The following is a 22,524-nucleotide window of genomic DNA, read 5'->3' on the forward strand; positions in this document are numbered from 1 at the left end:
CCTGTAAATCGTAGATTCATCTGCTGCCACCGTCAGGTGGGCTGTTTGGAAAATGGTTTCCTCGATGACATCTGCAGCGTATCGTTTATATGGGATCATTAAGTCAGGAAGCTCGTGGTGAATCTTGTTGCACTGCTGGCAACGCAGCCTCCTGATGATAAACGTTCTGGCCATGCCTCTCTCATCTTTTAACTTTCTCTCCCTTGAACCAATGACCTTGAAGTCCTGATGATTACAACAGGGACAAGGAACCTTTTCTGCACATTTAATAAAAAACGCTTTTATCGGCGGATTCCACTATGATATAATCATTTACAACAATCATATTGTTTGAGGGACGTCTTCCGTCGCGCCACTGGTAATGGCCGGCATAATGGAAGGCGTCTTTTCCTTTCTTCAGGGTGATTAAGGACATTATATCCGTCAATCCCCGGACAAACAATACCGTCAACATATGGACGTTTTTAGACAGCATTAACAATGAATCACAATGCACCTGGTCAGTTATTAGGTTACTCTATGCAATTTCCCAGAGCTCTATATCATCTCTTAACATCTGAACCTGGAGATGTAATATGTGTTGAGGTATTAGGGGACGTTTCTTCTGAAGATAACAAAGGAAATATTATTACAGAAGAAGACAAATCTTCAATAAATGGAAATCCAGTAACCGATAGATCGACTGATTTGTGGAAAACGTTTTATAACTGGCTTGTTACTATACAAGAAGGGGATTTGAAAGTTGAAAGTTCTAAATTCATCTTATATTGTAATCAATCTGGAAGAGAGGGGATAGTAGGAAGGTTTAGTAAATGTATTACTATTCCTGAAGTAGAAGAAGCATTAGCTTATGCAAAAGATAAACTTGCAGATATTAAGAGTGACCATGAGATATGGAAATATTACAACTATGTTATGAATAATGAAGAGTTATTTCGATCACTAATATTGAAATTCGAACATCAAGTGGGCAGCAGTAGTGGGTTTGATGAACTAAGATTAGAGATAAAGAAAAAAATTATCCCAGAAGGTCAAAGAGAGTTTATCATTGATAAATTGCTTGGATGGGTACAGAAGAAAGTAATGGAAATGATTAGCCAAAAAAAGCCTGCAAAAATTAGTTGGGAAGCATTCAATGAAGAATGTCAACTGATTTTTGATAGGGCGAGGGGACGAGAGTTGGTTGATTTTACTCATGGAATTAATTATACCCATGATTTAATTGAGGAACAGTTTAAGACTAGACCAAACTATTTAATTCAACTTGAGGAAATAGAATCCAGTGGTGATCAGATGATAGAAGCAGTTTCCGACTTCCTCAGAGCAGAAACTAATCGCGATAAATGGATTGAAACAGAGATAATAGATAACGAGGTAGCTGTGGAATTTGAAGATAAATTAGAGAGGTTTTGGAAAAATCAACAAGAAAGAATTGACTTATTGCATACAGATAGAATTGAGATTCATAAAGGCAAACTACTATTAAATGAATGTAAACTTTACCAGGTAACTATTAGGGATATGAGTCCACCTGCATCAACTATTACAGGTACCTATCACTATCTCGCGAATCAATTAGTACTTGGTTGGCATCCCAGGTGGGAAACAATTTTCAATAAGGGAGGGGTGTAGTATGGGGAAATTAGTTGAAGAAGTACGCCTTTGGAATACACCGACTATTGGTGCTTACTTACTATGGAGGTTTTCAAGAGGATATATTAGAGGACATTCTACTGGGGACTCCCCAAATGGATTACTACACTTTATCGCTATGCCAATCCTTTTAAATAGAAGGTTAATAGAGCCTATAACTAGAAAGAGAAGTGGGTTACAATCTTATGTTCGTAGTTTTATAGATAATAAAAATTCAGATATTCTTTTCTCTATACATGATAGAGTCGACCAGAAGAAAGAATATACATTAAGTGCTATAGATATTGGTATTTCACAGGGATTACTATATTGGGATACTGAATCAGGGGGAATACATCCAAGAGATATAGAAGTCAAGGTAGGCAGAGGAAAGGCTTTAAAAAAGAAATTTAAACAGGATGGAGATAAAGCTGAAATATTAGGAGAATGGTTCGCCCAACACGACCTATATACAGTTATAAAATATTTAAAGGTGGTTTTATAATGCATTTTCAATTACTGAACCTTATAGTCTGGCCAGATTCAAGTCAATTAAAACCACAAGTTATTAAATTCAAACCAGGAATGGTTAATGTTATAACAGGTGCCTCGAGAACTGGAAAGTCCGCAATAATACCAATAATTGATTACTGTTTAGGTTCAAGCGATTGCTTTATACCAATTGATACAATTCGAGATTATGCCTCATGGTATGGTGTTGTTTTTCAAACTGATACCGAAGAGATATTGTTTGCAAGGAAAGTACCTATAGGGACTCATGTTTCTAATGAATTTTATATTCTTAGGGGGAAATCGGTTGAAATTCCTAAACAAATAACAGCAAGTAATCAAAATCTTGATGGAGTGAAAGATATTCTCAATACCCTTGCCTCAGTTCCTTATTTTAACCTTACAGGAGAAGAATCAAAAGAAGGTTATCATTCTAGGCTTGGATTTAGAGACCTTATGGCATTTATATTTCAAACACAGGATATAGTAGCAAATCAAAATATATTATTTTATAAAACACACTCCCATGTTCATAGAGAGAGGTTAAGGAACTGGATGCCATATATACTGGGTGCTGAAAACATAGAAACCCTTATGGCTAGACAAAGGATTAAAATATTGCAGAAAAAATTAATGCAATTAGAAAAGGAAAGAGAACAGGCGAGATCTGTTTCTACCAAGTGGGTTTCTAACATAAAAGGTCATTTACTCCTAGCAAGCGAATATGGACTTGTTAAAAGAAATGTAATCGAAGATGCTACACCTGACGAATTACTATTAATTGGGGAGAGGATAGTCGATAGTATTCCTGACTTTACACAGACAGAAACTTTTCATATAAGTGATTCAAACAGTCAATTGCTTAACCTGGAAAAAGAAGAAGAAATTTTAAGTACTGACATAGGGGTAACTAAAAATAGGCTAAGAGATTTAGAAAGACTTACAAGTGGATATAAAAATTATGGAAATACTATTCGGAAAAGAGCAGAAAGGTTACATATTTCAAGTTGGTTAGAGGAGATTTCTAGTGGGTCATATGATTGTCCAATTTGTGGATCAAACAAACACCCAAAAGCCGAATCAGAATTAAAGAAAGTGAGTACTGCTTATAAAAAGTATGAAGAACAAGCGAAGAGTGTTGCAGAGATCCCCTCGACTTTTTTAAGAGAAGAAGAAAGATTAAAAAGTGATTTAGAAACTCTTTTAGAAAAAAAGAAGAACTTAAATAATCGTATAGAACTACTACTTGCAAGGAATAAAGAGGCACAAAAAGAGTTTCATAAAAATAAAAGTTTATTTTTGTTTATGGGACAGTTTCGATCATCTTTCGAATTATATAGAGAAATTTTGAATAATGACTTAAATGAAGTGGAAATAGAGAATCTTAGAGAAGAATATGAAGGTTTGACGAAATTGTTAAACCCCATGGTAGTTCAGAATAGAACAGATAGTGCTGTTTTGAACATTGCCCAAGGTATGTTTACATACTTAAAATTACTAGATGTAGATGATAATTATAGAAGAATCCCACCAAAATTCAGTATAAAAGACTTAAATATTTCTGTTCTAAGCAACAATGATAACTGGCATTACATTTCTGAAGTGGGAAGTGCTTCTAACTGGGTGGCATTCCATATTTCTCTAATGTGTGCCTTACAAGAGTTCTTTCTAAAATTAAAAGGATCGTCTGTCCCAAACTTTGTTATATTTGATCAACCAAGCCAAGTATATTTTCCGAAAACTAAAAGCAGGAATAACAGAAGTCTAGATAACAAAAATTACGAAGATGAAGACATAGAAGCGGTTAAGAAAATTTTTTCTACTCTTGCTAGTTCTGTTAGTTCAAGTGATTTTGGGTGGCAAGCGATTGTATTAGATCATGCGGATAGTAGTATTTATGGGGGAATTGATAATATATATGAAGTAGATGTTTGGAGAGATGGAAATAAGCTGATACCACCTCATTGGTATAATTCTTAAAGTATTTATTAAAAGCTGCTCTATATTAAAGAGCAGCTTTTACCTAAATTTATTCTTTATTTCTTTCTAAATTAGAGTGAGATTTAAAAATAATAATTTTATGCATTATAGTTATTCGATTACTTGTAACTTTCGACCTGTCCCCTGAAAAATAATCTTGGGCAATTTTTTGATGTCATTCTCGTCAATCCATTGCTGTCATCCAGATTTATACTTTACAAGATGCATTGTATATGATATAGGTGCTTCCTGATCAAAGAATTTTTTCTTGAATAATTCATTAGGGAATAAAATAATATTTATCTCTTGTTCTAATTTCTCGTTAGTTATTTATTAAGAGTGCTAATTCAAATTCAAAATTGCATAAAGATTTTTTGAATTTTTCTTCTCCGATAACTTCTAATGTATCAACACACCAAACTACATTAAACAACTCCTATATATATTCCTAATATTAAATTACTTTATGTGTAAATTCCTATGGAGGCATTCGTATAAGATCTATACTTTCAACTCAACACATGTGGAGTGTGTTAACAAGTGCATTAAGCTATCTATTTAAATTTGCTAACATTTTGCTAACGTAATTCAGTAAAGAACTGTAACATCTCGTTAAAGATGTTACAGTTGAAAAATCCCGAAATGTTGATATACGCACTCTTTGCGCACTATGTTATAGATATGACACACCCTAACCTTAGGGGCGGCATGATGTAATAAGCCGCTCATCCCCTTGGTATATAAGGGGTTTGAAGTGATTTGCTAACAAAATGCTAACATAAGATATAAAAGAGGCTTCTCATTAGGTGATTAAACTTTTGAGAAGTCTCTTTTTTTACTAAAAGTTATTTTTTATTTAAAAAAAAGCCGTTTTTTCATCTCAGTACCACTCTGCTTGCTACGCTTTGGCTCAAAAAATTTGCTCTTTGCTGCTACAGACCTTTCGTTCCCTATATACCTTGTTCAGTGGTCTAAGATTAATGTGTTAAAAAACAGTAAAGTTTTAAAAAAGAGCCTTATTAAACGTGCCAGTTGGGGCAAGACTTGTTGTATTATGAGGCCTTGAAGTGAAGCTGAGGAATGCTTGCCGATATGCTAAAATATAATTAAGTATGAGTTGAAAGGGATGATTTAATGACCATTCCGGATAAAAAAGAGAAGTACTCGTATGCCGATTATCTAACATGGGACGAAGGTGGAAGATTCGAATTAATCGATGGGGAAGTTTTTAATATGTCTCCTGCTCCATCACGCAGGCATCAACAGGTTCTCAGAGAGCTATCTACAGCTTTTTCGATTTTCTTGCGAGAAGAAGAATGTGAAGTTTTTTTTGCGCCATTTGATGTAAGGCTATTAGTTGAAAATAATCAAGATGATGATATAAATAATGTTGTTCAACCTGATTTATCGATTGTGTGTGATCGGAAAAAGCTTGATGACAAGGGGTGCAATGGAGCACCGGATTTGATTATTGAAATCCTATCACCTTCATCTGTTAAGTTAGATCGCTGGAATAAATTTCAGCTTTATGAAAAAGCAGGAGTGAAAGAGTACTGGCTTGTTGACCCGGTTAACGAATCTGTAGAAATATATCTATTAGTCAATGAGCAATACAAGTTTCAAGGAGTCTTTACAAAAGTTGATACAATTACCGTGAACATTTTGTATGGATTAGAAATAGACCTAAATCAAATATTTGAATAAATTAAAGTGCCTGACCCCAGTGTGTTAATGCTTTAGCGTCCTGGGGGTCAGGCACCCTTTTTTTGTCTATAGAAACGTCCCAAGGCTCTTCTGCAAAGGTTCCATTGCCTATATATTCCTTGAGCCGTAATAAGGATTATAAAAGTGTATGATACACATTTGACATTGAGAATCATTATCAGATATAATAAAGCCACAAATGATAACAATTCTCATTTGTTCCCTGCGCTCAGAACTTGATACCCCCTCTTTTATCAGGTTCAAATGCCGGTTTCTTATTGCTTCTTTTATAGGGGCAATAAGAAACTTATTTAAGAACCCTTTTAAATCGGAAAGAGGCTGGAAAGGCAGGCGAGGAACAATCGAATTTATAATGTGCCAATGGTGCTTTTATGTCTATACACAGGATTTAGATGAAGGTGAATATGGCATTGATGGTGAGCACTGTCCATGCTGTGGTTCAAAAAATTGTTTAGAACAGGTACCGTTTAATGAAGGGGCAGCTCGCGATGAGTAAACGATAGAGGACTATTCTAAATGGAGGAAAAAGAATGGTGAATCATTATATTGCTGTACAATCATTTGTTCACAAGATTGATTGCTTTTGTCCAGGTAAGGAACATTCGGATAAGATAAAGGTCAGTCAGGGAGATATCATCAGCTTTCAATATGAGCGTACATATAACATGGTAAACGGTTGGTATGTCTTAGTCCAAGTGAATCATTCCAATTTTTATATAGCGGTCGAGGATTTAACTCACTATTATTTACAAGGGTTATTCTATACAGAAACGGACCTTGAGCTTCAGATTAATTATCTGAATTTCTGTGTAAATGAAGCTCTTGATCTTAATGATGAGGGAAAGTTTAAAGCGGCAGCAGAGAAATGGATAGAGTTAAAAGAGTATAGAGAGAAGCTGGCAGGAGCAGCAGATAGCAGTATGAAAGTATCTCTATAATCAGCTTAGCCTTAGTTCTCTAAGTCAGAGAACGATTTTTCTGTAAGAGAAAAACTACATACCTAAAGATAACATTCGTGCTGTCACGGATTGTTGGTCTATATAAAAGGTTTTGAGGAGGATATGAAAATGGAGAAGCTACTATCACCAATAGCAAAAGCAATTCGCGAACGAAGGTCCATCAAAACGGGGTATACGGACAAACCAGTTACAGAAGAGGTTGTGAAAGAGATATTGAGTGATGCGGTATGGGCACCTAATCACGGTTTAAGAGAGCCATGGCGTTTTCTATTTGTGCCGACAGAACGAAAAGAAGATTTTATAGAGGAAGCTGTACAATGGTTCCCAGCAGGGATGCAGGAGAATAGAAGGAATTACTTCAGCCAGCCGTCAGCATTTTTGATTGTGGTAATGAAGGAAGATCCAAGGCAGAAGCAATGGGACGAAGATTATGGAGCGGTGAGCTGCATGATCCAAAACTTTCAGCTGCTTGCGTGGGAACAGAAGCTCGGTGTTGTTTGGAAAACAAACCCTCACAATTATGATCCAAAAGCACGCGAGGCATTAGGAGTGCAGCCTGGTGAAAAGATTGTTGCTTTTCTCCACATGGGGTACTTTTTAGAAGCCCCAGCACCAAGGCCGCGTACGCCTATTGAAGAGAAATTTAGTGTTTATGAGTGATTATAAAAATCACTATATCCAGGAGTTAAGATTAAGCATGATGTGCTAACTTTTCTCCATAAAAAAGGCTTCCGGTAATTTTCATATAACCGAAAGCCTTTTTAGTTTCAGATTCCTTCTGTCTCTCTGTCTCTCAGAAGAAAAGAAATCCAATGAGCAGCAGATAAGAAACGACAGCGGTCAAAGAAGGAAGAAAATAGGTGTGAAAGAGTTAGGTGTACACTCTCTTTTTATAAGGCTGTTTTCGCATATCTTGCTGCTATCGGAAAAATTCCCAAGAGCCGGATTCCCCCCTCTTAATATGGTTGCTTTTTCGGGATGAGTATCAAACAGCAACAAAGTTTACGAAAAAAGCCTTTTATACTGATCATCACACTAGCGGTTAATACAAACCTAATAAATCTTATGCCCGCCTATACTCCATGTTTTTTTCTTCATCCTTGTAAATCTTGACGAATAGGCGTTAGCCTGCTCATCACCTGTGAAGCTGTTAGTTCTGTGCAGAAGGTGCTTCCAAGGATATTAATAGACGAATAAAGCAGGAAAAAGGGCCCTTTTTGCCATCCCTCTTCACCCAACATATAACTTTCAGCTCACAGAATACCAAATGATTCATACACTATATAACATTTACTAAGCTTAGAGAGGTGTGTTCGTATGTCTAGTAAGAATCAAAAGATTTTATACATGGGGTGGCTGGGTTACAAGAATCTTGGTGATGAACTATTATGGGATCTTTTTAAGGAGAAATTTCATACAGCTATGGAGGGACAACCTTGGGAACTCACATCCACCCCTCCCAGAAGATTCATATATGGCCTAAATGTTGATCCATTTGATGTCGTGATCTTAGGCGGGGGATCCATTATTGGGCAAGATAGTATCGATTTTTTATACAATGCTATGAAAAAAGGAAAAAAAGTGATCATTTGGGGCACTGGTATCGATTGGATTGAAAAAGAGGATCTCAAATTGATAGAAAAGGGACACCGTATTAACCTTTATAAATATCTTTCAAAAGGGCATTGTGAGAAACTAGTCGAAGTAATTGAGCGAGCAGAGTTTGCTGGAGTCCGAGGACCACTAACATATGAATTTATCAAGCAAATGGGAGCCAATGAGGATAAGCTGATTTTAAGTGGAGATCCAGGTGTTCTCTTATCAAGAGAACAGGAAGTTGCTGAACCATTAAGAAGGTTTGAAGGAAGTAAGGTTATTGGGGTCAATTGGGGGACTTCTTATAATAAGATTTATGGAGGAAGCGAGAAAAAGGTGGAGGGGCAGCTAGTAAAAGCTATCCAATCTCTTATAAAAAAGGGTTATAAGTTTTATTTTTACAGCGTTTGGGAAACAGACATTGATTTTACAAAAAAATTATATAACCAATTAAATGATGCTGATAACATTATATTAGACACAAACCTTCACCATCAGCAGTACTTACTGGATTTAATCTCAAATTTTTATTTTACAATCAACCTCAAACTTCACGCGAATGTTATATCTGCAGCAGCAGATGTCCCGCCTATTCTTTTGGCTTATCGTTATAAAGTGTTTGATTTTGCTCAATCCATCAACTTGAACCAATTAGCTGTATCAACAGACTGCCTAACGATTGAAGAGGAAATCTTAAAACTGGAACAACTTATTGCCTCGGATCGGGAAAATATTATCAAGAATATGCGGTCACCAATTCAGAGGTATAAAAATATCATAAATGAGCCATTTAATAATTTGCTTTATGTAGGGAAGCAATGGCCGTCATGAAAGTTCCTCTTCTGAAAGTAAGTGCTTTAGGGGAGATGAAAGTCAAGGGATGTTCTTCTTCCTTAAAGAAGTGGCAAAAAGGTGGTTTAATTACATGTTAAACCTATTATTTATTACGAAAGACACTTCCAATCTCATCGTGAAAAATTATTCGTATCTAGAGCAAGAACTGGGAAAAATATCGAATCTGATGATATGGAGGCACCCGGGTAATTTGAAAGAAATTTTAGAGAGGCTGCCTGTAAAGCCGGATTTTATCCTGGTATTGAATGACCTGGGTGGATTCAATCCCATGGTGAATGGTATTGCTGAAACGAAAATTCCAGCTGGCCTATTTATTAATGATGTTCACCGCCTTGTTCAAGAAAGGGAAGAATATATTAAGGATAATGCTATTCCATACCTGTTTTCGGTTTATCGTGATAAATTTCATCAGAACTATCCTTCTTATAGAGACCGATTTATTTGGTTTCCTCATTTTATCAATCGGGATATCTATAAAGATTATGGTGCAGTTAAAGAAAATGAACTATTAATGTTAGGTGCGATAAACGGTTACTATCCTTTTAGAAAAATCGTCAAAGAATATTACAAAGATGATAAGAGATTTATCTATAAAAAGCATCCAGGATATAGAGCATTCTCAAAACAAGAAGAAAGTGCACTGCTGATAGGAGAGAGCTATGCAAAGGAGATCAATAAAGCAAAAATCTTCTTCACGGATTCCTCAATCTTGAACTATCCATTATTAAAATATTATGAGGTTCCAGCTTGTAAAACCCTTTTACTGGCACCTACCTTCCCGGAACTTGAAGATTTAGGATTCATACCAGATGTCCATTTTGCAGCGGTTACAGAAAATGATTTTGCCATCCGTGCAAAGTACTTCCTGGAGAATGAAGAACCTAGAAATCAGATTATAGATCAAGGGCATAATTTTATTTTGAATAACCATACAGTACAGGTCAGAGCAAGGCAGCTAGTCGAAAAAATTAAAGAAATTGTTTCAGAAAAATAAAATATACCCAGCCAATAAAAAGGAATTCGTTCATCTGAAAACGATGAACGAATTCCTTTTTAATTTTTTCCAGTTCCTTGTTTCCGTAACTTTCCGCATTGTTTGGGTAGTTTAGCTCTAGTTCTTCCGATTACCTTTCCACAGGAGCTGCACCTTCTTGACTAATTACCCAGCAAAAAAGTGTTACTGGTGCTGCACTCAAAAACCTTCGAGGATGAGAGAATCCAGCCTACTTATGGACTTTCCGTAAAAACCCCTCAACCATCTCATTGAATTTCTCACTATGCTCCCAAAACATCAGATGCCCGCCGAGTACTTCCACTGAAGCTTTAGGAGTCAGCCTACTTAGATATCTTGTTGCTGTTTCTGCCCAGTGCTCTGCGACAACATATAAAGTGGGAAGGGTTTCACTGCTCGCGGCCGCTTCAATACGATAGTCGGAAAAAAGCCCCGAGGAAAACAAATGAGCTGCGATATAGTAAGGTGTTTTAAGAGACTGCTCAACGATCCATTCTAATTCTTCTTCTTTCAGATCTCGCTGTACCATGACTCCTTTGGCATAAGCAGAAATGAAATCCCGTTGTCCTTTAGGATTGCGGAGGTAGTTGGTGTAAGCAGCCGCCATATCATCAAGCGGCCCCTCCACCCATTCCTGGTCCTGCTGCAGAGATAAAGATTTTGGCGGCATATCAATCAAGATAAGAGATTTGATGCCTTCCGTTCCGAATTGGCGGATATATTCCCAGACTGTCAAGCAGCCGAAGGACCAGCCGGCAATTGTCGGGTTCTCGACTTTTAACTGCTTCAGCACCTTGTGCAAATCCGTTCCATGGGTAATATAGTCATTTCCATGGACAGTCATTGTAGACCTGCCGTGGCTTCTCGGATCCATTACAATTATACGGTGGGTTTTGGAAAAATGCTTCACCTGCTCGGAAAAGACTTCTGTAGTAAAGGTAAAACCCGGAATAAGGACGATGGGATCGCCGCTGCCGGTATCCTGCACAAACAATTCTACTCCTGGCTCCACTTCAATGTAAGAGTTCATCGCGTGCCCTCCCTGAATTCTTTTCAATTTGTATATTATATTCGTCATAATACATTTTCATTTCTGGAAGTTAAGAAAAGATCGATAAGCTTGTCCGGGAGATATGGGGAACCGGTGGGTAAGGAGTTCTGTTTTCAAGGGAAATTAACAATTACACATCAAAAGGAGTGTCCGATCGCATTGATTTTGACACTTTTTTTGTTGATTTAACGGTATTCTTGTTGGTAATTCTGTTCAATTGGTAATACAAAGGGATCCTGATTTGTGGCACAATTTCCTTTACACTTTCAATCCCGTATTAATATGAAAAGAGTGTTAATTATAAAAAATCTAGCAATGATTTGATTGGAACGGAAGGTGCGTGACCTCCTGCGGGACTAGCGTGACAGGTGAGACCCCCAATCTAGTTCCAGCGCCTAGCCCCTCGGGGTCAAATAACCTCTAGAGAATAAAAGGGAAAACCGCCTTTTTTTCTCTAGAGAACATTTGCCTGTCGGGGCTGACCAAGGCGCTGCCACTTTTTATACAGGCGAAGCCGAGGGAGGCTCATCCAGCTCCAGCGGCCAGCGACTAGCAGATTTCGGTCTCTCTCCTTGCGATAAGTCATCATCGAATCGCTTCGCTCTCCGTGATTCCTTTATCTCATACGAGAACCCTAAAATCTGTACGTCGCTGAACGGCCTCTTCCGCTTTTGCTTCACCGCACGCCCCGCGGAGTCACGCACCTGGAGTGGAGATCAATAGACATTGTTTTTGGGGGCAAATCACTCAACAATTACTTTAGCTAATTAGAAGTTTGTACTTAAAAACAGAACCCGTTACCTGTTGAGAGCATTTTTTTTAGTAGAAAATCCAGACTTGAAGGATTTATTTATAAGATGGCAGGGGGGAAGAAAAATATTAAAACGTGCTTGTCCTCTTTTACTTCAAAAAGAAAAAATCAAAGATTAGTCTGTTTCCTCTCTTAACAGCTCCAAAGCTTCTCTGAATCTCAAAGAGTGAACGATAGTCCGCTCTCTTAAAAAGCGCAGAGTATCCAATATTTCCGGGTCATCAATCAGCTCCAGTAGATGCTGATAGAGCACACGTGCTCTTTCTTCTGTGGCAATATTGCTGGACAGATCAGCAATGGGATCACCGGTTGCCTGGATATATTGTGCTGACCAGGGAACACCCGCGGCATTTTGATAGAAAAGTGATTTTCCATGACTGGCGAAAGAAGGTGCTAAGCCGGCCTCTTCTAGTTGATCCGGTGTTGCATCCTTGGACAACTGATAAATCAAGGCTGCTATGAGTTCAGCGTGAGCCAATTCTTCTGTGCCGATATCGGTGAGCAGGGCGATGACTCGATCATCCGTCATGGTGTAGCGCTGGTTTAAATATTGAAGGGCCATTGACAGCTCTCCGTCCTGGCCGCCGTAAGCTTCATATAGAAGTTTGGCTGTCCTTGGATCGGTCTTGGTTACTCTTACAGGATACTGCAGTTTTTTCTCGTAAATCCACATGTTTAACACCTCCTGTCTATTTGCCATGGCCAGGGACTATTCACCCATTGCCAAGTCATCTTTGATTGAGAAAATCCATTTCCCAGCAGGGGACTGAACTTCCTTTCATATAGCGCCTTCAACTCTTGTGATACAGCAGATAATTGATTGAATTGCTTCAGAGCGATTTTATCGGCAGCGCGTGTATCAAAATACAATTGTAAATCTAACAGAGCAAACTCCACTATCTGTCTCCTCTCTAAAAGAGCTTGTCTTTTCATAAGTGACCTCCTTCTCGATATGTCTTCATTTACTACTATATTCAAAACTATGGATTTAGATTGGGTGGGGGAGGTAAGCACATCATAAAGCTGTTGTTTTCGTAATATAGCTGATTGGCAGCTGAAGCAGAAAATGAGCTAGATGAGTTAGTGCTATTTAAACGGGTTTTAAAAGAATCCCTTCTCCATTTCACAAATCGTTCCCCAATACTTCGCAAAGATTTCAAATTTATCTTTTATACTAGATAGCGTTGGGTAAAACTCTAACTAAAAGAAAGGATTAGAGGTCCTTTATGAATAATATGATATTTTTTATATTAATGAGTATGTTGTTGGTCTCGGGCTGTCAGAGCGAGTCGCTGGCTGTACCGGAGAATGCGGAAGAGGCTGTCATGGTTTCCCATTTGAAGGATGCCGGGCTGACTTTTATCGATAAAGAGAAACAGCAGGTGATAGATTCGATTGAATTGAGTTCTGCCATTGTGGACATGGTCCGCGTAGATGATGTCCGTATTGCTTTTACCAGTAAAGACGGTTCTCTCTCCCTTCTGAATACGGAAAACGGTGACTTGGAGCAATGGGAGGGTAGTGGTGAAGGTGTGAATGAGCTGTTGTACAGCAAGCGCACCCATCAATTATTTCTCGCAGACAGTGGGAAAAACAGAGTGAGAGTATTCGATTTAAAAAAGAAAGAAATGATTTCAGAAATTGCAGTAGGGAAGTTTCCGCTGTCAATGGCTCTGGATAAGGCGGAGAAACTTCTATATGTAGTGAATCAGAAGAGTTCTTCCATTTCTGCCATTGAGGTGGATACGCTGCAGGTGAAAAAGGAAATGCTCGTTCCTTATCTCCCGGAAGGCATTTTGGTCAAGGATTCAAAGCTTTATATTGGCGGACATGGTCCCGTCCATGGGGAATTGAACAGGTATGTTTATGTGATCGATCCGGAAAGCGGGGAGGGGGTCCAGCGCATAGAAGTCGGGTTGATGCCGGTCAAACTTTTCAGCCCTCCATCAGGCAGGGATGTGTACGTCGTCTGCCATGGCTCTCATGAACTTTACAAGATTGGCGGCGAAAGCACTGAAAAAATCAATGCAGGAGCCAATCCGTATGATGTGACCGGTAATGAGGAGACATTATATGTTTCGAGCATAGACAGCAATTCTCTTTTTATAGTAGATCTTCAAACATTTAAAGTTAAAACGGAAATGGAAATCAGCGGGGGTCCTGTTGCGATTATCGAGGGAGGGGGAGTTCAATGAATATTCTTGTGGCCGATGATGAAAAAGATATGATTCTGCTTTTAAACTCTTATTTAAAGGCTCACAATTATTCCGTTTTTCCAGCAGAAAATGGCTGGGAAGCGCTTGAGGTGCTGCGAAAAGAGCCTATCGATTTAGTGCTGCTGGATATCATGATGCCGGTCATGGATGGATTGGAAGCGGCAAAGGAAATCCGCACTTTTTCTGATGTCCCGATCATCATGCTGACAGCGAAAGGGAGTGAAGATGACCGTGTCACCGGCCTGAAGATCGGTGCGGATGATTATGTGGTCAAACCGTTCAGTCCAAAAGAGCTCCTCGCGAGGATCGAAGCGGCTCTCCGAAGGTCTAAGGGATACCGCAGTCCGGGTGCAGACAGCCAGACGATCACTCATGAAGACTTGTCCATTGATTTGAAAGGACATGTGGTGAAGGTCGATGGAGCGACAGTGAACCTCACTAGAAAAGAGTTTATGATCCTTTCGTTATTGGCGCAAAACCGCGGGCAGGTGTTCAGCAGGGAGCAGCTTCTGGATAAAGTCTGGGGATTTGAAAGTGAAGGAACAGCGCGGACTGTGGACACTCACATCAAAACCTTGAGGCTGAAACTGAAAACAGCCGGGCCATATATCGGAACGGTTTGGGGTGTTGGCTATAAATTCATTTAGAAACCAGCTGACCAGAATCGGGCTTCGGCAAAAAATATGGTTCACCATTGCCTTAGTGGCGCTGCTCACGGTCCTGATTACCATCGGGTTAACCTTCTATTTATATGAAAAGTTGTATGTGGACAAGCAGAAAGACCTGCTCCTCCTGCAAGGCAGGAGCCTTGAAGAGGCGTATTATGAAGAGTGGGATACGGAGAATTTCCAGGAGAGGCTGGAATGGGCGTCAGCCAATTCAGAGGCTGATGTGATTTTTACCGAAGATCCAATGAAGCTGAGCGCATCCCTTCCATACGGAGGTGCAGAGAGTGAAACGCTGATCACTTTTGAAGAAAGGCAGCAGCTATTGAACGGTGAAACGGTGACCATGGTCCGGCAGCATCCTGTTTTTAATCAGGACATCCTGGCTGTGGCCATTCCGCTGCTGGATGGTGATGTACTTTCCGGGGCGATTTTTCTTTATATGCCTTTGGAGGATGTCTACGCTCCTTTTGAATCGATTCGATATGTTTTGGCCGGGCTCCTTCTATTGATATTGCTTGTGGTCGTTTGGTCAGGCAGAAAAATTGCCTCCCAGCTGATTCAGCCGCTGAAGAAGATGGAAATGATTTCAGGACGGATGGCCGCAGGGGATTTTTCAAAAAGGATCGAGGCATCCACTTCGGATGAAATGGGGGCGCTGGCACGGTCATTCAATCAATTAGCGAAATCGCTGGAAGAGGTCGAGGGTAATAGAAGGGAATTCCTGCAGAACGTTTCGCATGAACTCCGGACCCCGCTTAGTTATATGAGGGGGTATACGGAAGCAATGCTCGAGGGTGTCGTGGAGAGTGAAGAGGAAAGGCAGAGGTACCTTGGAATTATCCATAAAGAAACAGCGCGTTTATCCCGCCTTGTCAATGATTTACTGGACCTCGCGCAGCTCGAAGGCGATTCCTATCCGATGAAAATGGAACCTATTCCATTTGGGCAGCTGGTGCTGGATGTTACCGAAAGATTCAAGCTGCCTCTGGAGCAAAAAAGGATTCAACTTGACCTCCAGCTGGATGAAGAGGCCATCATTGAAGGTGATCCCGACCGGCTCGAGCAGGTCATCGGCAACCTGCTGGATAATGCGGTTCGTTACTCTCCGGAGGGAGAAAAGATTTTTATGAAAATGGAACAAAGAGAAGAATGGACGGTGCTGACCATTGAGGATAGAGGACCGGGGATTCCGTCTGAAGACCTGTCCAATATTATGGATCGCTTCTACAGAGTTCACAAATCACGGACCAGAAACGAAGGCGGTTCTGGCCTGGGCTTGGCTATCGTCAAACAAATTGTTATGAAGCATGAAGCAAAAATAGATATAGAGTCTGCTCCGGGAAAAGGAACCTCAATCAGCCTGGCGTTTAAATCCATAGCGCTTGGCGGTGAATGATGAGAGCTGACTTGAATGCCGGAAACTGAAATGGAGGAAAAGAGTATGATGATAAAAAAATTAGGGATATCGATTGCACTAAGTGGCGTACTCATCCTGGGAGCATGCGGGGAACAAAATGAGGGAAATTCGGGTGAATCTCATCAGCATGACGATGGTGAAGCCTTACATGTGCTGGAGGTAGAACTCACTACCCAGCCTGGGCCAGATGAACTTCAGGACGGGGAGGGCTTCACCATCGAGGCGAAAGTCACTCATGAAGATGAAAACGTGGATGATGCCAAAGAAGTAGAATTTGAATTCTGGAAAAAAGGCGAAGAAACAGAAGAGCACGAAATGTTTGAAGGCGAATCCAAAGGAGATGGAATTTACTCTATCGAAAAGACAGTGGACGAGCCGGGTATTTATTATGTGGTTTCCCATGTAACGGCAAGAGATATGCATACCATGCCGAAGTTAGAGCTTGCGATTGGTGATATAGAAGAAACAGAACATGCTCATGATGAGGGCCATGAGGATTCCCACAGCCATGGGGAAGAGGTTTCAGGCCACATTATGATGGCAGATACGGTGAAATCAGGAGACGAAGTGGAGCTGACCGGACATGCGATGAATGGAGATCATCCTTTGTCAGAGGCGGACGTCCGTTTTGAAATATGGAAAGACGGCGAAGAGAAGCATGATTTCATCGATGCTTCAGAAGTGAGTGAAGGTGAATATAAAGCCTCCCATACTTTTACAGAAGCGGGGATGTTTCAAGTGAAACTTCACATCGAAAAAGGCGAACTGCACACGCATAAAGAAAAAATATTGACTGTAAAATAAGGACAGTTTTAGAGGGAGAAACGACATGGAAGAAAGAATACATCACAGCTATGACAGCAAACCAGAAGGAAAACCAAGCAGGAAAGCGGCGATTTTCCGGGCAGTATGGCGATGGCATTTTTATGCAGGGATTTTTACGGCTCCTTTTCTCATCGTCCTGGCAATCAGCGGAGGGCTCTACTTATTTAAACCCCAGATTGAAGCAAACTTGTACCAGGAACACTTTTTTATCGAAGGCGGGTCGGAAGGAAAACCAGCCCTGACATTAGCGGAGCAAACGGAAGCAGCCAGCCGGGAGTTTGGAGAGAAAGCATCGATTTTGTCGGTCAAGCAGTATGATGACCCCCTGCGAACAACCGAGCTGAGCTATATGGAAAACGGCACTATGATGTATGGCTTCATCAATCCTTACACTGGAGGCTACCAAGGCTCTTTGGCCGCGGATGAAACATTTTCAAGTATTTTCAAGAGAGTCCACAGCGAATGGTTTGCCGGCGGAACTTTTGTGAATCTCCTTGTCGAGCTTGCGGCCTGCTGGACCTTGATCCTTGTGCTGACAGGATTGTATCTATGGTGGCCGAAAAAGAAAAGCCAGATATGGGGAACGGTCCTGCCGCGTTTGGGGAAGAAAGGGCGGGTTTTCTGGAGAGATCTTCATGCCGTTCCTGCCTTTTGGCTTTCTATCTTTATCACGATCCTTATTTTAACAGGGCTGCCTTGGACAAGCGTCGTCGGAGAACAAATCAACAAATTAGCGACAGCTGCCAACAGCTATCCTCAATATGCTTTAGCTTTCGGTGCTAAACCAGAGTCAGTCCTGACTACGAAAGACGTGGTGGGAGACGGTCCGTGGGCAACCGAGAATATGGAGGTGCCTGCATCTTCTGGCAGCGGAAACAGCAAAACCCTGGACGAAATCAATCAGGTCGCGGACAGGAGTGAAGTTCAGAAGCCCTATACCATCTCGCTGCCACAAGGTGAAAAAGGGGTATACACCCTGGCAACCTCCCATACAAAGCCAGGAGATAACGCAACATTGAACGTGGATCAATACTCAGGCGAAGTCTTGAGTGATGTCCGTTTTGCTGATTACGGACTGATAGCAAAAGCCATTACAGTCGGCATCGCCCTCCATGAAGGAAGGCTGTTCGGCTTGGCCAATCAGATTCTTGGTGCGATTACCTGTCTCGGAATTGTCCTGATGGTCTTCAGTTCCTTTGTCATGTGGCGGAAGCGAAAGCCGAAGGGAACCTTTGGAGCACCGGCTGCCATGAATGATGCGAAAGTGAAGTGGGGAGTCATTGCCATCCTGGCGGTCCTGGGAATCCTTATGCCTCTTGTGGGACTGTCCATCCTGATCATCGTCATCATTGATTTCATGGTGCTCAGCCTCAGGAAAAGAAATGAAGGAACATATTAGGAATAATGTTTTAATACACTAAAGCGCTAAGAGGGACTGTCCCTTTTAGCGCTTTAGTGTGTGAAAGGATGGGATCCTTTAATCCTCATCATACTTTGTGTCATATTTGTAGCTGTTAAAGTGGACCATCGTTACACTTACGTTTACATCCGTTAAAGAATCCTTGTCCAAATAGAACTTTTTGCTCTCTTTCAATTCTTTATACCTCCGGGGGTGTTCCCTGTACCATTTTTCGCCTGCATCCAGGATATCTGTCTGGTTCTCAACACCTGTCTCATAAAGGGAAATCACTTTCTTTCTGAAGTCCTTTATGATGATGGCTTCCAGGTCCTTTAAAGGAATATCTTTCACTTTCTCGAGTAAATCTCCTTGAAGGGAGAGGGTGATGGAGAATTTAGGTTTATCCGGATTTTCTTCATATTTTATTTTCATCTTGGGAGAACTGAGCTTCACGGCAGCGATCAATTCTCCGTCCTTCTCGACCTTGTGATCGATCACAACCCCTTTTTCCGAAATCCAATTAGTGAGCAAAGCATCCTGGAATCCCAGGTTGGCTTTGTATTCCTGATGCTGAAATACAGCGTAGCCATCGAAATACAAGACAGGGAATTCTTTATCAGCTTCCCAAGATTCCTTGTCGATTTTGACAGTGGGTACTTTCGCCACTCCCATCGGCTCATAAAAGTCCCTTAAAAAGTTCATCAGAATCATCGGCTTGATTTCATCTTGTGACAATTCGTTTCCTTTCCCTTTGAATAAGACAGTGTAGATAGCAGGGTAGTCAAATAAAGCCTTTGTTGAAAAAGTATCCTCAAGATTTTCTTTAGAAATGACAACCCGGAGAGTCGGGCGAAGGGACCGGTTCCGGCCGATTTCGTTCATGACTTCCTGAAATTGCTCCTTCATGACATTTTCGGTTAATACAAGGGTAACCACATGGCCGAAAAAAAGAGGAGGTTCTGACTTTTTATAAAGCTTGCTAACTGCCAGGTTTAAGGTCTCCCCGGTAGCAGAAGCTAAAAATATTGGGACGGGCTCAATGGGCCTGCTGCCTTCCTGCTTTGCGACGTTAGCGAAGTTAAGCCCCTGGATGTACACCTTGAATTCCTTATTCTCCTCGTCATAATCCATACCCATGCTCACGATATAGGTTAAATCCTGTATATTTTTCAAACTTGAACATCCGGATAAGCTGAAGGCAGTGAGAGAAACGATTAAAAGAATCCTCACCCTCATGATCCGCCGCCCCTTCTTGAAGAATCTTCCGGACTTGTCAGGGAAGTTCTTGATTTAAAATACTGGCGAGGGGCCCGCAGAATTGATTTGACGGCTTCTGTGAAGCTGATAGGAGCCACAGATCCAAGATAAGGACTGCCAAAGGAAGAAAGAGTTGCCATATAGAAAAGGGTGAGCAAAAAGGCGATCGTAACCCCGAATAAGCCGAAAAAAGTACTCATTAACAGCACGGCAAACCGGATGATGGTGAAGGTGGAACTCAGGGATTGATTCACTAAGGTAAAGGAAGAGATATAGGTAATGGCAGCCACGACCAGCATAGTCGGGGAGGTTAAACCCGCCCGGATGGCAGCATCACCGACGATCAATCCCCCTAGGACGGCAACCGTCTGCCCGATGGCACGAGGCAGGCGGACCCCTGCTTCATTAAACAATTCAAACAAAAGCAGGATCACAAACATCTCGATGGGTGCGGATAAAGGCAGTCCGAAACGGGATACGGATATGGTGGCGACAAGCAAGTAGGGAATCTGCTCTATATTGAAAGCAGAAAAAGAAATCCACAGTCCCGGCAAAAAACCGGCAACCGTCAGGCCCAAGAGCCGGATGATCCTTTCGATTGAAACATAGGCAAAGTTATTATACGTGTCTTCAGGAGACTTGGTCTGCAATAGCAAATTGATAGGAGCAAAGGAGACAGTCGGATTTCCATCCACTATGAGAGCAAATCTCCCCTGATTCAATCCTTGTACAATAAAATCAGGCCTTCCCGTATAGTCCAGGGTAGGAAAGACAGAGTAAGGACGGTCGCGTACATACATTTCCAGATCGTAAATATTGGTTAAAATATCAAGGTCAATCTTCTGCAGTCTCTTTTGTACCTCCCCGAGGACATCTGGATCAATGATATCATCGAGATACATCAGGGCCACCTTTGTCTTACTTCTTTTACCTATTGTGTATCTTTCCAAGCACAAGGAAGGAGTATTAAGCCTCCGTCTAATCAAGGAAATATTTGTTTTAATATCCTCGACAAAGCCATCCTTCGGTCCTCGTATCGATGTTTCCAGTGCCGATTCTTCAGGCTGTCTTTTTGGAAATTCTGATGCTCGGATACTCAGGATGACAGAATCCAATAGAAACAAGGCGCTTCCTTCAAAAAGCAGGTCTGACAACTCTTCAATGGATTTGCTGCTGACATCTTCTGCCTGAAAGAGTGACAGAAGCTTATCTTGAACAGAATCACCGTTGTCTTTTCCTAGTTTGGGAAGGATATACTGATCGAGATATTGGAGGTTAATCAAGCTGTCAAAATAAAGGATTTCAAAAGACTCGCCTTCAGTCTTATGAAGTTTGGATTGAAGATCCTGGCTTTTTTGAAACTGAAGCTTTAATTTATCCGCTTTTTCAAGTTGTTTATCCTTGGATGTTTTGGACATCTTGTTCAACCCTCCTGTTAAATAAGAATAGAAGCAGTGCCGACAACGGGATATAGGTGACGAAGAACAGTAAACATCCCGGAAGATAATAATGATAGATAAATTTGCTGAAGTAATAAGGATCCAATTTTACAAAAATGACGGCGGTGAATAACAGCGCATAACTTACGACAACAATCCTTGGCTTTAATCGATAGTGCTTTAATTCCCTGGTGAAATATACACCAAGTAAGTACATGAACAGACCCGCACGGACCAATGCCCCGCTAAGCCACTGGTATAAAGCGAAGAAATCCATATGATTGATATATTCGCCGACGCTCAAAATCCGCCATTGTTCATAGGCCGGGTAGCGGAACTTAATTGATTCCACAGGACCAAATTCCATGATCGATGCCGATAAGGGGCCGAGAATTAACCCGGTAAGAATGACCAGCAGAATAACCAGATGCCTGAATTTAAAAGGCTCTTGTGAAAAGGGGCACAGTAAGATAATGATATAGACTTCAAGCAGCCCGGAGAGTGTATAGATGATCCCTTTTAAAACTGGAGACCATCCCTCACTAAGAATAGGTAACAGCAGGATTGGATCCTTTACACTCGTATTGATGGCCGCAATCATGATGCCGAGCAATATGACAAGGGGCAGGATAAACCCGCTGGCAATCGCGATATACTTTATTCCTGCCATGGTGACGAGAAGACAGGATACAGTAATGACACTAGTAATGACCAGCAGCGAGAAATCGGCAAGAAAATAGGCATTCAACCAAATAATTAAATCCTTCAGCGTCACATAAGCACTTGAAAAAAGAAATAAAATGACCGGAATGATTAGAAGGCTGTACACCCATTTGCCCATTCGCTGTTTCATCATGGAAAAAAAACCTTCAGGAGGACTATTCTTAACAACGTAATAAATCAGGAGTAAAAAAATAAGGGAAATGGGGAAAGCGGCTATCACTCCGACCCAGCTGTCCCTGCCGGAAGCCGTCAGAAGGTTGGGAATGAGGATAACGTGATTCAATAACCCGGTTGCAAGGACAAGCAGCAGCAATAACTGCCTTGGAATTAAAATCCTGATTAAGCTTTTCATAGAAAAACCACCAATTTTTAATAAGATAGGTAGTATTGTTTCCTAAAGAGAGCAATATATGAGAGGGTTATTTTTGGGATATCTTATAGTAAAACAA

Annotated in this window: 21 protein-coding genes; 13 read left to right on the top strand and 8 right to left on the bottom strand. The window is 40.8% G+C overall.

What is annotated here, in order from left to right; translation table 11 throughout:
- Together FZC78_RS24435 and FZC78_RS22015 are read right to left on the bottom strand one after the other, a co-directional pair.
- A partial coding sequence (locus FZC78_RS24435; protein WP_353733592.1) for a DUF6431 domain-containing protein occupies positions 1 to 285 on the bottom strand: 285 nt, incomplete at its 3' end.
- A complete protein-coding gene (locus FZC78_RS22015; RefSeq protein ID WP_148948309.1) occupies positions 266 to 475 on the bottom strand; it encodes a hypothetical protein in 210 nt (69 codons plus the stop codon). The genes FZC78_RS24435 and FZC78_RS22015, both read right to left, overlap by 20 nt.
- Before the next feature lie 5 nt (positions 476 to 480).
- On the opposite strand from FZC78_RS22015, the gene FZC78_RS22020 reads away from it, so the two are divergent.
- The 8 genes from FZC78_RS22020 (at position 481) to FZC78_RS22055 (ending at position 10,251) form a co-directional block, all read left to right on the top strand.
- Complete coding sequence (locus FZC78_RS22020; RefSeq protein ID WP_148942225.1) at positions 481 to 1,632, top strand: ABC-three component system protein; 1,152 nt, start codon at positions 481 to 483, stop codon at positions 1,630 to 1,632.
- 1 nt (position 1,633) lies between these two features.
- On the top strand, positions 1,634 to 2,137 hold the full coding sequence (locus tag FZC78_RS22025) for a three component ABC system middle component (RefSeq protein WP_148942226.1): 504 nt from the start codon (positions 1,634 to 1,636) through the stop codon (positions 2,135 to 2,137).
- Positions 2,137 to 4,122 (top strand): DUF3732 domain-containing protein, encoded by a 1,986-nt coding sequence (locus FZC78_RS22030; RefSeq protein ID WP_187445058.1) that lies wholly within the window; start codon positions 2,137 to 2,139, stop codon positions 4,120 to 4,122. The genes FZC78_RS22025 and FZC78_RS22030 overlap by 1 nt, the downstream gene beginning before the upstream one ends.
- 1,134 nt (positions 4,123 to 5,256) lie before the next feature.
- On the top strand, positions 5,257 to 5,826 hold the full coding sequence (locus tag FZC78_RS22035) for a Uma2 family endonuclease (protein ID WP_148942228.1): 570 nt from the start codon (positions 5,257 to 5,259) through the stop codon (positions 5,824 to 5,826).
- A 551-nt stretch (positions 5,827 to 6,377) separates the two neighbouring features.
- Entirely contained in the window at positions 6,378 to 6,785 is a 408-nt protein-coding gene (locus FZC78_RS22040) for a hypothetical protein (protein ID WP_148942229.1), read from the top strand.
- A gap of 129 nt (positions 6,786 to 6,914) precedes the next feature.
- Complete coding sequence (locus FZC78_RS22045; RefSeq protein ID WP_148942230.1) at positions 6,915 to 7,466, top strand: nitroreductase family protein; 552 nt, start codon at positions 6,915 to 6,917, stop codon at positions 7,464 to 7,466.
- A 657-nt stretch (positions 7,467 to 8,123) separates the two neighbouring features.
- Positions 8,124 to 9,233, top strand: a complete 1,110-nt coding sequence (locus FZC78_RS22050; RefSeq protein ID WP_148942231.1) for a polysaccharide pyruvyl transferase family protein — start codon at positions 8,124 to 8,126, stop codon at positions 9,231 to 9,233.
- A gap of 94 nt (positions 9,234 to 9,327) precedes the next feature.
- Positions 9,328 to 10,251 (top strand): glycosyltransferase, encoded by a 924-nt coding sequence (locus FZC78_RS22055; RefSeq protein WP_148942232.1) that lies wholly within the window; start codon positions 9,328 to 9,330, stop codon positions 10,249 to 10,251.
- Positions 10,252 to 10,480: 229 nt separating this feature from the next.
- On the opposite strand, the gene FZC78_RS22060 is transcribed toward FZC78_RS22055, so the two are convergent.
- From FZC78_RS22060 to FZC78_RS22070, 3 genes are all read right to left on the bottom strand, one after another.
- On the bottom strand, positions 10,481 to 11,299 hold the full coding sequence (locus FZC78_RS22060; RefSeq protein ID WP_148942233.1) for an alpha/beta fold hydrolase: 819 nt from the start codon (positions 11,297 to 11,299) through the stop codon (positions 10,481 to 10,483).
- Positions 11,300 to 12,246: 947 nt separating this feature from the next.
- Positions 12,247 to 12,804, bottom strand: a complete 558-nt coding sequence (locus FZC78_RS22065; RefSeq protein WP_148942234.1) for a manganese catalase family protein — start codon at positions 12,802 to 12,804, stop codon at positions 12,247 to 12,249.
- A 2-nt stretch (positions 12,805 to 12,806) separates the two neighbouring features.
- Positions 12,807 to 13,064 (bottom strand): spore coat protein CotJB, encoded by a 258-nt coding sequence (locus FZC78_RS22070; RefSeq protein ID WP_148942235.1) that lies wholly within the window; start codon positions 13,062 to 13,064, stop codon positions 12,807 to 12,809.
- A 293-nt stretch (positions 13,065 to 13,357) separates the two neighbouring features.
- On the opposite strand from FZC78_RS22070, the gene FZC78_RS22075 reads away from it, so the two are divergent.
- The 5 genes from FZC78_RS22075 to FZC78_RS22095 are packed head-to-tail and all read left to right on the top strand — an operon-like array spanning position 13,358 to position 18,656.
- Positions 13,358 to 14,326 (top strand): YncE family protein, encoded by a 969-nt coding sequence (locus FZC78_RS22075; RefSeq protein WP_148942236.1) that lies wholly within the window; start codon positions 13,358 to 13,360, stop codon positions 14,324 to 14,326.
- Complete coding sequence (locus FZC78_RS22080) at positions 14,323 to 14,994, top strand: response regulator transcription factor (protein ID WP_148942237.1); 672 nt, start codon at positions 14,323 to 14,325, stop codon at positions 14,992 to 14,994. The genes FZC78_RS22075 and FZC78_RS22080 overlap by 4 nt, the downstream gene beginning before the upstream one ends.
- Positions 14,975 to 16,411: a sensor histidine kinase gene (locus FZC78_RS22085; RefSeq protein WP_252183706.1), complete on the top strand. Its 1,437-nt coding sequence runs from the start codon at positions 14,975 to 14,977 to the stop codon at positions 16,409 to 16,411. The genes FZC78_RS22080 and FZC78_RS22085 overlap by 20 nt, the downstream gene beginning before the upstream one ends.
- A 45-nt stretch (positions 16,412 to 16,456) precedes the next feature.
- On the top strand, positions 16,457 to 17,236 hold the full coding sequence (locus tag FZC78_RS22090; RefSeq protein ID WP_187445059.1) for a FixH family protein: 780 nt from the start codon (positions 16,457 to 16,459) through the stop codon (positions 17,234 to 17,236).
- Positions 17,237 to 17,261: 25 nt separating this feature from the next.
- Positions 17,262 to 18,656: a PepSY-associated TM helix domain-containing protein gene (locus FZC78_RS22095; protein WP_148942239.1), complete on the top strand. Its 1,395-nt coding sequence runs from the start codon at positions 17,262 to 17,264 to the stop codon at positions 18,654 to 18,656.
- A gap of 78 nt (positions 18,657 to 18,734) precedes the next feature.
- On the opposite strand, the gene FZC78_RS22100 is transcribed toward FZC78_RS22095, so the two are convergent.
- Genes FZC78_RS22100 through FZC78_RS22110 form a run of 3 tightly spaced genes read right to left on the bottom strand, consistent with a single transcriptional unit; the run spans position 18,735 to position 22,427 of the window.
- A complete protein-coding gene (locus FZC78_RS22100) occupies positions 18,735 to 19,892 on the bottom strand; it encodes a Ger(x)C family spore germination protein (protein ID WP_148942240.1) in 1,158 nt (385 codons plus the stop codon).
- A complete protein-coding gene (locus tag FZC78_RS22105) occupies positions 19,889 to 21,331 on the bottom strand; it encodes a spore germination protein (RefSeq protein WP_148942241.1) in 1,443 nt (480 codons plus the stop codon). Before FZC78_RS22105 ends, FZC78_RS22100 begins: the two co-directional genes overlap by 4 nt.
- The gene (locus tag FZC78_RS22110; RefSeq protein ID WP_148942242.1) at positions 21,309 to 22,427 is read right to left on the bottom strand and encodes an endospore germination permease; all 1,119 of its coding nucleotides are present in this window, start codon (positions 22,425 to 22,427) and stop codon (positions 21,309 to 21,311) included. Before FZC78_RS22110 ends, FZC78_RS22105 begins: the two co-directional genes overlap by 23 nt.
- Between the last annotated feature and the right edge of the window lie 97 nt (positions 22,428 to 22,524).

Origin of the sequence: Rossellomorea vietnamensis, from assembly GCF_008180415.1 — a bacterium.
In the GTDB taxonomy this organism is placed as follows: Bacteria; Bacillota; Bacilli; order Bacillales; family Bacillaceae_B; genus Rossellomorea; species Rossellomorea vietnamensis_C.